12 protein-coding genes and 1 pseudogene are annotated in these 13,213 nt (G+C 45.0%); 7 read left to right on the plus strand and 6 right to left on the minus strand.

The genetic code is table 11. From position 1 onward, the window contains the following. Window positions 1-19: 19 nt before the first annotated feature. The 7 genes and pseudogenes from aceA to H540_RS30695 all read left to right on the plus strand — a co-directional run bounded on the left by aceA (window position 20) and on the right by H540_RS30695 (window position 11,114). Window positions 20-1,297, plus strand: coding sequence for an isocitrate lyase (gene aceA, locus H540_RS0122890; RefSeq protein ID WP_028402535.1), 1,278 nt, complete (start codon window positions 20-22; stop codon window positions 1,295-1,297). Window positions 1,298-1,498: 201 nt separating this feature from the next. Then, the gene (locus H540_RS0122895) at window positions 1,499-2,074 is read left to right on the plus strand and encodes a competence protein ComK (protein ID WP_028402536.1); all 576 of its coding nucleotides are present in this window, start codon (window positions 1,499-1,501) and stop codon (window positions 2,072-2,074) included. A 169-nt stretch (window positions 2,075-2,243) separates the two neighbouring features. Continuing rightward, complete coding sequence (locus tag H540_RS0122900) at window positions 2,244-2,843, plus strand: TVP38/TMEM64 family protein (RefSeq protein WP_028402537.1); 600 nt, start codon at window positions 2,244-2,246, stop codon at window positions 2,841-2,843. 71 nt (window positions 2,844-2,914) lie between these two features. Further along, window positions 2,915-3,484, plus strand: coding sequence for a signal peptidase I (gene lepB, locus H540_RS0122905; protein ID WP_425388165.1), 570 nt, complete (start codon window positions 2,915-2,917; stop codon window positions 3,482-3,484). A gap of 54 nt (window positions 3,485-3,538) precedes the next feature. Beyond that, window positions 3,539-7,039, plus strand: a complete 3,501-nt coding sequence (gene addB / locus H540_RS0122910) for a helicase-exonuclease AddAB subunit AddB (RefSeq protein ID WP_028402539.1) — start codon at window positions 3,539-3,541, stop codon at window positions 7,037-7,039. After that, on the plus strand, window positions 7,036-10,740 hold the full coding sequence (gene addA, locus H540_RS0122915; protein ID WP_028402540.1) for a helicase-exonuclease AddAB subunit AddA: 3,705 nt from the start codon (window positions 7,036-7,038) through the stop codon (window positions 10,738-10,740). Before addB ends, addA begins: the two co-directional genes overlap by 4 nt. 15 nt (window positions 10,741-10,755) lie before the next feature. Then, window positions 10,756-11,114 (plus strand): annotated as a pseudogene (locus tag H540_RS30695) (HNH endonuclease). Window positions 11,115-11,222: 108 nt separating this feature from the next. Here the strand turns inward: H540_RS30695 and H540_RS0122925 are convergent. From H540_RS0122925 to H540_RS0122950, 6 genes are read right to left on the minus strand one after another with little or no spacing between them, the layout of a single operon-like run. Further along, window positions 11,223-11,438, minus strand: coding sequence for a spore germination protein (locus H540_RS0122925; protein ID WP_028402541.1), 216 nt, complete (start codon window positions 11,436-11,438; stop codon window positions 11,223-11,225). 34 nt (window positions 11,439-11,472) lie between these two features. Next, complete coding sequence (locus tag H540_RS0122930; protein WP_028402542.1) at window positions 11,473-11,871, minus strand: spore germination protein GerPE; 399 nt, start codon at window positions 11,869-11,871, stop codon at window positions 11,473-11,475. A 9-nt stretch (window positions 11,872-11,880) separates the two neighbouring features. Beyond that, entirely contained in the window at window positions 11,881-12,075 is a 195-nt protein-coding gene (locus H540_RS0122935) for a spore gernimation protein GerPD (protein WP_028402543.1), read from the minus strand. 3 nt (window positions 12,076-12,078) lie between these two features. Next, on the minus strand, window positions 12,079-12,696 hold the full coding sequence (gerPC, locus tag H540_RS0122940; RefSeq protein WP_028402544.1) for a spore germination protein GerPC: 618 nt from the start codon (window positions 12,694-12,696) through the stop codon (window positions 12,079-12,081). 27 nt (window positions 12,697-12,723) lie between these two features. Beyond that, the gene (locus H540_RS0122945) at window positions 12,724-12,939 is read right to left on the minus strand and encodes a spore germination protein GerPB (RefSeq protein WP_028402545.1); all 216 of its coding nucleotides are present in this window, start codon (window positions 12,937-12,939) and stop codon (window positions 12,724-12,726) included. A 12-nt stretch (window positions 12,940-12,951) separates the two neighbouring features. Continuing rightward, the gene (locus H540_RS0122950) at window positions 12,952-13,173 is read right to left on the minus strand and encodes a spore germination protein (RefSeq protein ID WP_028402546.1); all 222 of its coding nucleotides are present in this window, start codon (window positions 13,171-13,173) and stop codon (window positions 12,952-12,954) included. Window positions 13,174-13,213 lie beyond the last annotated feature (40 nt).

Here is a 13,213-nt window from a genome sequence, read left to right on the forward strand (position 1 = left end):
AAAAAGGGGATGGATTGAAATGAGAGACGAAAGAGTACAAAAGTTGCAAGAGAGCTGGGAATTAGATGCACGCTGGAACGGTATTGAGCGTCCGTATTCTGCAGAGGATGTAGTTCGTCTTCGCTGTTCTATTGATATCGAGCATACACTGGCCCGCCGCGGCGCAGAAAAGCTTTGGGACTCTCTTCATACGGAAGACTATATTAATGCACTGGGCGCACTTACAGGAAACCAAGCGATGCAGCAAGTAAAAGCGGGATTGAAAGCCATTTACTTAAGCGGCTGGCAAGTAGCGGCAGATGCAAACCTTTCGGGCCATATGTATCCGGACCAAAGCTTATATCCGGCAAACAGCGTGCCGGCTGTTGTAAAGCGCATTAACCAAACGCTTCAGCGCGCTGATCAAATTCAGCATATGGAAGGAAGCGGAGATATAGACTATTTCGTACCGATTGTAGCGGACGCAGAAGCCGGCTTTGGCGGACAGTTAAATGTATTTGAATTAATGAAAGGCATGATTGAAGCGGGAGCTGCGGGTGTACACTTTGAAGATCAGCTTTCTTCTGAAAAGAAATGCGGCCATTTAGGCGGAAAAGTATTGCTGCCAACGCAAACAGCAGTACGCAACCTGATCGCGGCGCGTCTAGCTGCAGACGTGATGGGCGTACCGACTATCATCGTTGCAAGAACAGATGCTGATGCAGCAGATCTGATTACAAGCGATATAGATCCGGTTGACCAGCCGTTTATCACAGGTGAAAGAACAGCAGAAGGCTTCTTCCGCACTCATGCGGGTCTTGACCAAGCGATCGCTCGCGGACTTGCATACGCACCTTATGCAGATTTAGTATGGTGTGAAACATCCGAGCCGAACTTAGAAGATGCAAAACGCTTCGCGGATGCAATTCATGAGAAATTCCCTGGCAAACTGCTTGCATACAATTGCTCTCCTTCCTTCAACTGGAAGAAGAAGCTTGACGATGAAACGATCGCGAACTTCCAAAAAGAAATCGCAACGTACGGCTACAAGTTCCAATTCGTAACGCTTGCGGGCTTCCACTCCTTAAACTACGGTATGTTCGAATTGGCGCGCGGCTACAAAGAGCGCGGCATGGCAGCATACTCCGAGCTGCAGCAAGCTGAATTTGCAGCAGAACAGTACGGCTACTCCGCAACACGTCACCAGCGTGAAGTAGGTACAGGGTACTTCGACCAAGTGGCACAGGTGGTTACAGGCGGAACATCCTCTACGACTGCGCTGAAAGGGTCTACGGAAGAGGAGCAGTTTGCGAAGTAAATAGATGGAAAAGACCGGCTCAAAGGGTTCAGAAAAACCTTGTATGAGCCGGTCTTTTTTCTATTCAGCTTTCTTTAATTGTTATATTTTGTTATAAAAATGTAAAAATATTGAAAATCCAAGTCGATAAAGAAAGAAAAATAGTATAATTTTCCATGTGGAAGATGTTTTAATTCTATTTTAAGAAAAGGAGCGACAAACATGAAAGTTAAGATGGAAAAATGTGGACAAGATTATATTGTGAACCGTAAAACAATGGCAATTCTCCCGCTGGTTACGAAGGATAATCAAATAATCTCAAAAATAATAGAAGAAGAGGAGGAAATTTTAGTTTTCAAAAAGCCCATTGAAATTATCGAGCAAAGCTGCCTTTTTTATGGATCAAGCTTTTACGGAAGAAAAGAGGGGACGAAAGAATTAATCGATGTGACCCATAAAGCGCCTATCTGTATCAGCCCTGCAGATAACTTATACTTTTTTTCAACTTTGTCCTACACACGAGAAGAATGCGCATGGCTTTCCCATTCTCATGTCGTAAGAAGCAAAGATCTCCCACATAATAACCTTCTGATCAAATTCAGCAACGATAAGACAATCAAGCTTGCAATCTCCCAAAACTCTTTTAATAATCAGCGAAATCGTACTGCACAGCTTCGTTCCGCATTTGAGGGTTTAAAAGAAAGAAAAACTGTACAAACCTTTGAATTTATACGATCTCATGAGATATTTGAACATGCCGCGGCGCAAGATGTGTACGCTGCGAAATGGGATGAGTGAGTTCCTGCCGATGTCTTCTGGACATCGGCTTTTTCATGTTATAAAAAAGGAATTTACACCCTTGCATGGAAATTAAAACATACAGTCACTGCTGAAGTGAATTACTTAAGGATTTGAATAAACAATGGTACAATAGAAAGAAATGGACGAGAAGGAGCATGTTGTATACATGGATTTTGAGGCAGTGCGAGAATATTTTACGATTGAAAATATGCGGGATTTGCTGGAGAGCTATCGGGATTACGGACCGCTGGCCGGCATTTTCCTTCCGATGCTGGAGGCATTCTTTCCATTCTTGCCGCTGTTTGCGTTCATTATGGCAAATGCGGCAGCGTATGGTCTCTGGGGCGGATTTTTTTATTCATGGCTTGGTTCATGCTTAGGGTCATTGCTTTTGTTCGTACTAATCCGAAGCTTTGGGCAGCATCGCTTCTTTTCTTTTGTAAACCGTCATCCGAAAGTGCGAAAGTCAATGACTTGGGTGGAGCGAAAAGGATTTGGACCTATTTTTCTGCTGTTTTGCTTGCCCTTTTCGCCGTCTGCATTGATTAATGTGGTGGCCGGACTTTCCAAAATCAGCAAAAAGCAATTTATGCTGGCGCTTATGCTTGGAAAGGTCGTCATGATTTTTGGTATCAGCTATATCGGCTATGATCTTTTATCATTCCTTCATAAGCCGTTTAAAACATTGCTAGTTGCTTTTATTATATTCATTCTTTGGTACGTCGGGAAGAAGCTCGAAGTAAGGATGGAACTGGGAAAAGAATAACATTCATTCGCTGCAATCCGTACAAAAACAGAAAGCAAAATGGCGGAGAACACTTCATATTGATTGCCTGAATGGGGGAGAGGCTTGTGAAGGAGAGTTGGAAGCGCGAAAGCATGGCATGGATAAAAACAATCGGAATTGGTATTGTGTTGGCTGTTTTCTTTCGGACCTTTTTCTTTTCGACTTATGTAGTGGAAGGAAAGTCGATGATGCCTACCTTACAAGATGGTAACCTCCTTGTTATTAATAAGGTCGGCTATCAAGTAGGCGAGTTGCATCGATTTGATGTTGTTGTATTTCATGCAAACAAGGAAGAAGATTACGTAAAGCGTATTATCGGACTTCCTGGCGATCGAATTGAATATAAAAACGACCGACTGTACGTGAATGGTTACTTTATGGAAGAGCCGTATTTGGAAGCATACAAAAAACAGCTTGCAGGCGGTCAGCTAACCGGAGATTTTAAGCTGGAGGAATTGACTGATAAAAAAGCAGTTCCAAAAGACTCTGTTTTCGTGGTTGGCGATAACCGCCTCGGGAGCTGGGACAGCCGGCATTTCGGATTCGTCCACATTAGTCAAATTGTCGGTAAGGTAGACTTGCGCTATTGGCCTATTCAGGAGGTTCGCGCTAAGTTTTAATGGGTAATTCGAATATTTCGAGTTACCTTCTTTTCTTAGAAAGGTGGGAATAGGATGTCGCTTCGTTTTATACTCGGACGGGCAGGCAGCGGAAAGAGCGAACGATGCTTATCGGAAATTCGTGAAGAACTGCGCCGCAGTCCGAAGGGAGCTTCTATTATATATCTTGTGCCGGAACAAATGACGTTTCAGGCACAGCAGGCGCTCAACCGTGAGATTGACGGTTCTATCCGGGCGCAAGTATTCAGCTTTTCCCGTCTTGCGTGGCGGGTGCTGCAGGAGACAGGTGGAGCCAGCCGTCTTCATATTGACGGCGCCGGTGTCAATATGCTGCTTCGCAGAGTGGTGGAAGCGCGCAAAGGAGAATTACGCGTGTTTCAAAAGGCTGCTGAGCAAAACGGCTTTTTTGATCAGCTCGGCGGCATGATTTCAGAATTTAAGAGACATAACTTAACACCTTCGAATGTATACGCTCTTTGGCAGGAGCTTGATACAAGAAGCAGTAAGGCGCATGATGTTTTGCTTGCGAATAAAATGTACGATTTACAGCTTCTTTATGAAGATTTTGAACGGGCGCTCATCGGCAAATATTTAGACTCTGAAGACTATATGAAGCTTTTGATTGAAAAGCTCCCGCATTCTTTGTATATGAAGAATGCGCTTGTTTATTTAGACGGGTTTCACACATTTTTGCCGCAGGAACTGGACGTGGTGAAACAGCTGCTTGTAGGCGGTGCAAACGTAACGGCAGCTTTAACGATAGATGAAGAAACGCCAAAGCACGAGCTGGATTTGTTTTATACAACATCGCGCACATACAGCAAGCTTGTAAGTTTAGCAAAAGAAACAGGCACAAAAATAGAAGCTTCTGTACAACTGACAGCTCAGGAGCGCTTTCGATCAAGCTCATCGCTTGCCCATCTGGAGAAGTATTATGAGTCCAGACCTTATAAATATTTTGGCGATGAGCCGGATATTACTATATATTCCGCTGCCAATCGCCGTGCAGAGACGGAAGGGATTGCACGTGAAATTCGCAAGCTTGTCCGTGAGGAAGGCTATCGCTATCGTGATATCGCTGTGATAGTTCGGAACGGAGCAAGCTATTATGATGTAATCAAAACGATGTTTCAGGATTATAAAATTCCGCATTTTATTGATGAAAAGCGTCCGATGCTTCATCATCCGCTTGTGGAACTTATTCGCTCCGCACTGGAGGTTATCAATGGCAATTGGCGGTATGATGCGGTGTTTCGCTGCATTAAGACAGAGCTATTGTATCCGCTTGATACGAATAAAGAAAAGCTGCGGGAAGAAATGGATGAGTTTGAAAACTATTGTCTTGCTTACGGCATACAAGGGAAAAAGTGGACAGCCGGGGAGCGATGGACGTATCGGCGCTATCGTTCGCTTGAAGGATATACTTCTATGCAAACAGACAACGAACGGGAAATAGAAGAAAAAATTAACAAGCTTCGCGACATTGTTGCAGAACCGATTCTGCAGCTGCAAAAGCGTTTGAAGCGTGCGAAGTCAACGTTGAAAATGTGCGAGGCGGTTTATTTATTTTTAGAAGAATTGCATATTCCGAAAAAACTGGAAGCGCTCCGGCAGCAGGCAGAAGAGGAAGGCAGCCTCCTGTTTGCGAATGATCATGACCAAGTATGGCAGGAGGTTATTGATTTACTGGATAAGTACGTAGAAATGCTGGGGGAAGAAAAGCTTTCTCTTGATATGTTCATTGAAGTCATGGCGACGGGACTGGAGTCATTGAAGTTTGCGAACATACCGCCTTCCTTGGATCAGGTGCTGATTGCAAATATGGACCGGTCCCGTTTATCCAATATTCGTGCTCTGTTTCTTATCGGAGCGAACGAAGGGGTAATTCCGGCTGCGATTTTAGATGAAGGCGTACTATCTGATGAAGAGCGTGAAACGCTGCTTGCATCGGGGATCGAGCTGGCGCCTACAGGGCGTCAAAAGCTGTTGGATGAGCAGTTTGTCATCTACCAAGCTCTCACGCGTTCATCCCATAAGCTGTACATTACATGTCCGTTAGCGGACGAAGAAGGAAAGATGCTGCTTCCGTCCAGTCTGCTTAAAAAGATTAAAGGAATGTTCCCGAGAGTGAACGAGATCTTCCTGACGAATGATGTAAACGATTATGCAATCGAAAAACAAGTATCCTTCGTAGCAACGCCTGCTGTCACGCTTTCATATTTAACGCAGCAGCTGCAAAATTGGAAACGGTACGGATTTCAAGGAAACCTTTCTTTCTGGTGGGATGTATACAATTTTTATGTGACAGCGCCTGAATGGAAGATGAGAAGTAAACGCGTGCTGTCGAGCTTATTTTATCGAAATGAAGCACGCAAGCTGAATCGTTCTGTCAGCCGTGAATTGTACGGGGATGCAATCAGAGGAAGTGTATCGCGCATGGAGCTGTTTCAGCGCTGCTCGTATGCTCACTTCGTACAGCACGGGCTATCTTTGAAAGAACGTGATATTTTTAAAATTGATGCACCGGACATCGGCGAGCTGTTTCATGCAGCGCTAAAGAACATCGCAGACCGTCTTGCGAAGGAAAGCAGGAGCTGGGCGGATTTAACGCGAAAAGAATGCGAGTATCTTGCTATGGAAGCGATAGAAAACCTTGCACCGCTATTGCAAAAAGAAATTCTATTAAGCTCCAACCGCCATCATTATCTAAAAAGAAAGCTTCAGCAAATTATTTTCCGTGCTTCACTGATTCTGAGCGAGCATGCGAAGGCAAGCGGATTTGTTCCAGTTGATCTTGAAGTTCCGTTCGGCATGGGAAACGGCGCCTTACCGCCGCTCCAGTTCCAGCTTGCGAACGGGGCAAGAATGGAAGTTGTCGGTCGTATCGACCGTGTAGATAAAGCAGAAAGCGAACAAGGCACGTTTTTGCGCATTATCGATTATAAATCTAGTGCGAAATCTTTAGATGTTACGGAAGTGTACTACGGTTTGGCACTGCAAATGCTCACCTATTTGGATGTTGTTATAGAAAATGCAGGGAAATGGGTGAAGAATGGCGCCTCAGCCGCTCCGGCAGGCGTGCTTTATTTCCATATTCATAACCCGATGATTGATGTGAAAAGCAGTTTGTCAGAAGAAGAAATCGAGCAAGAAATTCTAAGGAAATTTAAGATGAAGGGGTTGCTGCTTGGAGATACAGATGTTGTCCGATTAATGGATAGCACTTTAACAAGCGGCTCATCTGATATTGTATCTGCAGGCTTGAAAAAGGACGGCAGCTTCAGCGCTTACTCGTCAGTAGCGAGCGAGCAGGAATTCGGCATGCTGAAGAATCATGTACGCCGTACGTTTCAAGATATCGGTACAAACATTACTGATGGTGTAATTGACATTGCGCCTTATAAATTGAAAACGAAAGCAGCATGTACATTTTGTCAGTTTAAATCCGTATGTCAATTCGATGAATCGCTGGAGGAAAACAGCTATCGTTCTTTAAAACCGCTAAAAGGAAGCGAAGCGCTGCAGAAGATAAGAGAGGAGCTCAGCCGCTTATGATGAAAAAACCGACAGGCAGCCAATGGACAGACGATCAATGGAAGGCAATTGCAGCAAGCGGACGGGATATTCTCGTTGCCGCTGCTGCAGGCTCTGGAAAAACGGCAGTGCTCGTTGAACGCATTATTAAGAAAATGACGAACCCGGAGCATCCGATTGATGTAGACCGCCTTCTTGTTGTGACGTTTACGAATGCATCCGCCCAAGAGATGAAAAATCGGATTGGGGAAGCGCTGGAGAAGGAGCTGGAGCACAATCCGCATTCTCAGCACTTGCGCAAGCAGCTGAGCCTGCTGAATCGCGCGTCTATCTCGACGCTGCATTCCTTCTGCTTACAGGTCATACGGACGTATTACTATATGATTGATATAGACCCTGGGTTTCGCATTGCAAATCAAACGGAAATTGAGCTGTTAAAGGAAGAAGTGCTGGATGATATTTTAGAAGAAGAATATGGTCTGGAAGGGAACAAAATATTTTTTGAGGTTGTGGACCGTTATACAGGTGACCGAAGCGACCATGATTTGCAGGATATGATTTTAGCGCTTTATACCGAATCGAGAGCACATCCAAACCCGCTGCGCTGGCTCGATCGCCTCGTTGGCATGTATGAGGTAGGGGAAATGCAAATCGATGATCTCCCGTACGTTAAGCACTTGCTGGATGATGTGCGTCTTCGGCTCGAGGGAGCAAAGCAATATATCCAAAAAGCGATGGAAATCGCGCTTCTTCCGGATGGGCCGGCGCCGAGAATGACTGCATTTGAATCGGATTATAATCAGCTTGAAAAGCTCTTGGGTGCAGATTCTTGGACTCCCCTGTATGAAGCGATGCAGGATGTGAGCTGGGCAACGCTGCCGCGCATTAAGCGCAGCGATTACAATGAAGAGCTGCTTAAGAAAACTGATTCTCTTCGAACGAAAGCGAAGGAAGAAGTCGGTAAGCTAAAGGATGAGCTATTTAGCCGTACACCTGAAAAATATTTGCATGACTTGGCAACGATGCAGCCTGTTGTTGAAAAGCTCGTTGTACTTGTGAAGGAGTTTGGGTATCGCTTCCAAAAAATGAAGCGCGATAAAAGCATGGTTGATTTTACAGATTTAGAGCACTTTTGCTTGGAGATTTTAACGGATTCCTCTGAAGAAGCTCTGAGGCCGTCTGCTGTTGCCCTGCAATATCGCGAAAAGTTTGCTGAAGTGCTTGTGGATGAGTATCAAGATACAAACTTCGTACAGGAATCTATTCTGCAGCTTGTTACAAATGAAACGGAAAGCCAAGGGAATTTATTCATGGTGGGGGACGTAAAACAATCCATTTACCGCTTTCGTCTCGCGGAACCAGGGCTGTTTCTCGGGAAATACAAGCGATTTACTTCAGAGGGAGCAGCGGGCGGTATGCGCATTGATTTGGCGAAAAACTTTCGCAGCCGTCAAGAAGTACTTGCAGGTACCAACTTTGTGTTCAAGCAAATTATGGGAGAAACGGTCGGTGAGATTCATTATGATGCCGATGCGGAATTGAAGCTCGGTGCCGGCTATCCAGCAAGCGATGATACAGCAGCTGAATTTCTTATTGTGAATCAGAATACGAAAGCTGATTCTGAAGAAGACGGAGAGGACGAGCAGGCGGATTTGGAAACATCGCAGCTTGAAGCGCGCCTTATTGCCAATCGCATTCAAGAAATGGTTGCATCCGGCTATGAAGTGTATGACCGAAAGCATAATGCGATGCGCCCTGTTTCATACCGGGATTTTGTCATCTTGCTTCGTTCTATGCCGTGGGCGCCGCAGATGATGGAGGAATTCAAGCAGCAGGGAATTCCTGTATACGCCGAGCTGTCAACGGGATATTTTGAGGCAACAGAAGTGAACATTATGCTCAATATATTTCGTGTTATTGATAATCCTGCACAGGATATTCCTCTTGCCTCCGTTCTTCGTTCTCCTGTTGTCGGCATGACGGATGAGGAATTGGCACGCCTTCGCATTCATGCAAAGAAAGAATCCTTTTATCAGGTTCTTTGCAGCTTTGTGCAGAATACGCCGCCGGAGCATGAGCGAGAGCTTTACGATAAAGCTGCAGCATTTCAGGAAATGCTAAAGGGCTGGCGCGATTTTGCGAGACAGCAGCCGCTTACAGATCTCATTTGGAAAGTGTACCGTGAAACGGGATATTATGATTTTGTAGGAGGCCTTCCGGGCGGCAAGCAGCGGCAGGCAAACTTGCGAGTGTTATATGACCGCGCCCGGCAATATGAGGCTACGTCATTTCGCGGCTTGTTCCGTTTTCTCCGCTTTATTGAGCGTATACTCGAGCGCGGCGATGATATGGGAACTGCGCGTGCGCTCGGCGAGCAAGAGGATGTTGTCCGCATCATGACGATTCATAAAAGCAAAGGGCTGGAGTTTCCGATCGTGTTTGTTGCCGGCTTGGGCCGCCGTTTCAATACTCGAGATTTAAGCAACCGTTTCCTTCTTCATAAGGACCTAGGATTTGGATCGCAGTTTATTGATCCGCATAAGCGTATTAAATATGCGACATTGCCGCAGCTGGCGATTAAACGAAAGATGCGAATGGAATTAATTGCGGAAGAAATGCGTGTTCTCTACGTAGCTCTGACTCGGGCAAAAGAGAAGCTGATTCTCGTTGGAACCGTAAAGGACACGGAAGCTGCGCTCGCAAAATGGAATGAAGTGCGTGAGCATCCTGACTGGCTGCTTCCCGACTATGTAAGAGCACAGGCGTCGTGTTATATAGATTGGGTTGGTCCTGCGCTTATGAGGCATAGGGGAAGCGCCTCGGTTGCAGAAGAAGCTTTTGTGCCGGCTTTCGTGTATGACTACGAGGCATCATGGAAAATCAGAACGATTGAAGCTGCGAGCTTAGCAGCTCCTGAAAAGCTTACAGAAGAACAGCAGGAGCTGCTGGAGGCATTGCGAGAGCAGCGGGAAGTGCCTCTTACAAGCGAAATGCAGAAAGAGGTTCGAAATCGTTTAACATGGGAATACGGCTTTGGTGCTGCTGCCGAGCATCGCGCCAAGCAGTCCGTTTCTGAAATTAAGAGAAACTACCAGGCTGAAGAAGAAAGCGACAGAGCGTTTCTTAGTTCCTTCCGTTCGCCGATTGAGAAGCGGCCGCGTTTTATGGAGCAAAAGGGTCTGACTGGCGCTGAGCATGGAACCGCTGTTCATATGGTCATGCAGCATGTGAAGTTAGAAATGCCGGTTACGAAAGAAACGATTCAAGAACAGCTTGCTGGAATGGTAAATCATGAACTGCTGACATATGAACAAGCTGAAAGTATTCAACCGCAAGAGATTGCCGCATTTTTTGATACATCATTGGGGCAGCGTCTCCTGCAGGCGGAGCACGCAGAGCGGGAAGTGCCGTTTACCATGATGATGTCTGCGAGAAAAGCGTATGCTGATTGGCAGGCAGCTTATGACGAATCTGTTCTCGTCCAAGGGGTTATTGACTGCATGATTGAAGAAGAAGACGGGATTGTACTCATTGATTTCAAAACCGACACCATTGCAGGGAAATTTCCAGGCGGGTTTGAGCAAGCGAAGCCGGTGTTGGAAGAGCGTTATAAACAGCAGCTCCATTTGTACAGCGAAGCAATTGAAAAGAGTTTGCAAAAAAAGGTAAAGGAAAAGTATCTATACTTTTTTGACGGCCGCCACATACTACAACTAGATTAAGGAAAGAGTGGGAGTGTGGGGAAAAAGCTGGTCGGAACCTGTGAGCTTTGCGGCAGGGAAGGCTTGGAACTTACTGTTCATCACTTAACGCCAAAGGAACTGGGCGGCACCTTTGAACCGACTGCTGATTTATGCATTGCGTGTCATAAGCAAATTCATGTTTATATACGAATGAAGAACTGGCAATTCGTCTCAATACAATAGAAGCACTGCAGGCGGACGATAAAATTGCAGCGTTCTTGAAATGGATCCGCAAGCAAGCATCTTCTAAGCTTATCCGTACAAAAAATTCAATGAACGAAAAAAGAAAGGGAGGTAGCGTTTGCCTCCCTTTTTCTTTTGTTCAGCTGCGCCTCGAAGGCTTCGCTTTTTAGCTCCACTGGCTAGGTGCTGCTGTCTAAGAACCTCCGCCGATGCATTGACAAAAAACGTCTTTGAAGGTGGAGAACATTGGTCTCTGCACCTTGAAGGTTACGCTTTTCTTATGCAGACGCAATCTGATTCTGATCGTTCACATCTGGGTCAAATGTAGTTGTAGCGTTTATGCCACTGAACGTATTGACGACAAAAGCGACATTTGATGCGCCCGAACCGTTATAAGATTTTGTATTGTCTTTAGGAGATACATTATAAAAGTCCCCTAAATTAAACGAGCCGTTACTGTTTTGTACAACGACATTTCCGACAAACGAAGGCATAGTTTCACCTGCTATCCAAACGTATTTTCTTCTACTATATGCTGTGGTTAGAAGAAGGTGTATCATTTGAGGTAAATTGACGAATCTGCAACACACGCGAGTTGCAAAAAGCATAGTCAAGCGAACCAATCTGAAAACAACCAGAAATTAGAACGCTAGTTATCGTGACATGGTCTACAACAATGAATGGGCATGCATGAATGGTGTGCATCCGAACTTCCTTAGAGCGCTTCGGCATTGTAATCTCTTGATCCGTAAAAATATTATACGCTTCAAAAGGCATTTCGCTATTTAAGAAAAAAGGCACTTCACGCTGTACAGCAATCGATCTATTTTTTGCTTCTATCGTGTTCGTATCCCCAAGCTGGACGACACCGCTGAGTCCGAGAGATATGACAGATATATCATGAACAACAGAAAATCGTCTAAACATAAGCAGCTCCTAGGCCCGTGTTGTCGGAACATCAAGGACGAGGGGAACAAAGGGGCCCTTCGTAAGAGATTCTGGCGGCGTATCCAAAATAGAAGACATAATGATAAGATCAGCATCACCGATTAAAAAGAGAGCAGCTGCAGAAACCCCGAGGCTTTTAATAGAACCGACCTTAATTTCGTAATTGACAACGGTGAAATTCATCCGCTATTCCTCCTTTCGCATATGGTGAGGCAAATGCTGAATAAAGGCAATAAAGGCTTTATCAATGTCCTGCTTCATATTTTGCGTGATGACTTCCTTCATGTATTGCTGATTTGACGTAATTTCCGGGTATGGCTGCACTTGTGATAAATAATACGGAAGGCGGTGCTCCATCTGTTTTCTGATATCATCGATCATCATTTGTCTATACATGTCATCTAAAGGAATTCGTTCATTATTCTCTAGCTGCACGATGCGGCTGTATGCTTCTTCGTTTAAATATCTATTCATTTCTTGCATAATATCTTGATAAAAATCCGGGTTTATTTGTGTTTCGGGGTTCACTTTGAGAGTTTCTGTGTCAACATCAAAGTCTTCAATCATTTGTCCCTTGCTTACGAAGGGGTTAAGACCGATATTTAATGTTCCGTTTAAGTTTTCCACCTTGAGCTGATCGAATTTGTATTCCACCTTCCCGATGGAGGACGGAGGATTTCGTTTTACATCTTCAAGCTCTGCTTTCATAGCTTGCAGAGCTTTTTCCAATTCTTCCAGCTTTTGCTGTTGATTTTGAATGGTATACTGCATCTGTTGTACGAAAGCAAACCAATCTTGGTTCATGAAGAAAACCTCCTGAATGTGAGCAGTCTAGCTATTGCCCGTCGGTTCACCGGAAGAGGAGATGGAAATGATCTGCCCTTCTGCCTTTAGCGGGCGCGCCGGCTCTTGAAAGCCTCCGGTATTAGAAAACTTTGATAGTGCTTTGATGGTTCCTGCACTTCCGATTTGGAACACAGAAGAGGTGGTAATGCTGCCTACTCGAAGATTGTTAATGATAATGCTTTGATGTACATACAGATTCAAGCAAATCCCTCCTTAATAGTTGAAGGCGATCGGTTGGTCCACTACATCAGAATCATCCACATGTGTTGTGTTTTGATAGTTATAGACAGAAACATTTTCCCCGACATTAAAGGATCCTGCTCCGGCAAAGGTTCTGGAAAAGCTGATTGGACGAATCGCGAACACGTCGCCGATATGAACCACGCCGCTTGACCCGATATTGACGATATTCATATTCCCTACAATAGCAGGCATGATGAAAAACACCTTTCGTTTAAAAGATTCTTATATTTAT

This window comes from Ectobacillus panaciterrae DSM 19096 (assembly GCF_000430785.1).
Classification (GTDB): Bacteria; Bacillota; Bacilli; order Bacillales; family Bacillaceae_G; genus Ectobacillus; species Ectobacillus panaciterrae.

Excerpts from the sequence above, each read along its gene's own strand:
- gerPC (WP_028402544.1), bottom strand. The coding sequence starts at position 12,696 with ATGAACCAAGATTGGTTTGCTTTCGTACAACAGATGCAGTATACCATT.
- H540_RS0122935 (WP_028402543.1), bottom strand. The coding sequence starts at position 12,075 with ATGAATTTCACCGTTGTCAATTACGAAATTAAGGTCGGTTCTATTAAA.
- lepB (WP_425388165.1), top strand. The coding sequence starts at position 2,915 with ATGGGGGAGAGGCTTGTGAAGGAGAGTTGGAAGCGCGAAAGCATGGCA.
- H540_RS0122895 (WP_028402536.1), top strand. The coding sequence starts at position 1,499 with ATGAAAGTTAAGATGGAAAAATGTGGACAAGATTATATTGTGAACCGT.
- H540_RS0122930 (WP_028402542.1), bottom strand. The coding sequence starts at position 11,871 with ATGTTTAGACGATTTTCTGTTGTTCATGATATATCTGTCATATCTCTC.
- addA (WP_028402540.1), top strand. The coding sequence starts at position 7,036 with ATGATGAAAAAACCGACAGGCAGCCAATGGACAGACGATCAATGGAAG.
- H540_RS0122925 (WP_028402541.1), bottom strand. The coding sequence starts at position 11,438 with ATGCCTTCGTTTGTCGGAAATGTCGTTGTACAAAACAGTAACGGCTCG.
- aceA (WP_028402535.1), top strand. The coding sequence starts at position 20 with ATGAGAGACGAAAGAGTACAAAAGTTGCAAGAGAGCTGGGAATTAGAT.
- H540_RS0122900 (WP_028402537.1), top strand. The coding sequence starts at position 2,244 with ATGGATTTTGAGGCAGTGCGAGAATATTTTACGATTGAAAATATGCGG.
- addB (WP_028402539.1), top strand. The coding sequence starts at position 3,539 with ATGTCGCTTCGTTTTATACTCGGACGGGCAGGCAGCGGAAAGAGCGAA.
- H540_RS0122950 (WP_028402546.1), bottom strand. The coding sequence starts at position 13,173 with ATGCCTGCTATTGTAGGGAATATGAATATCGTCAATATCGGGTCAAGC.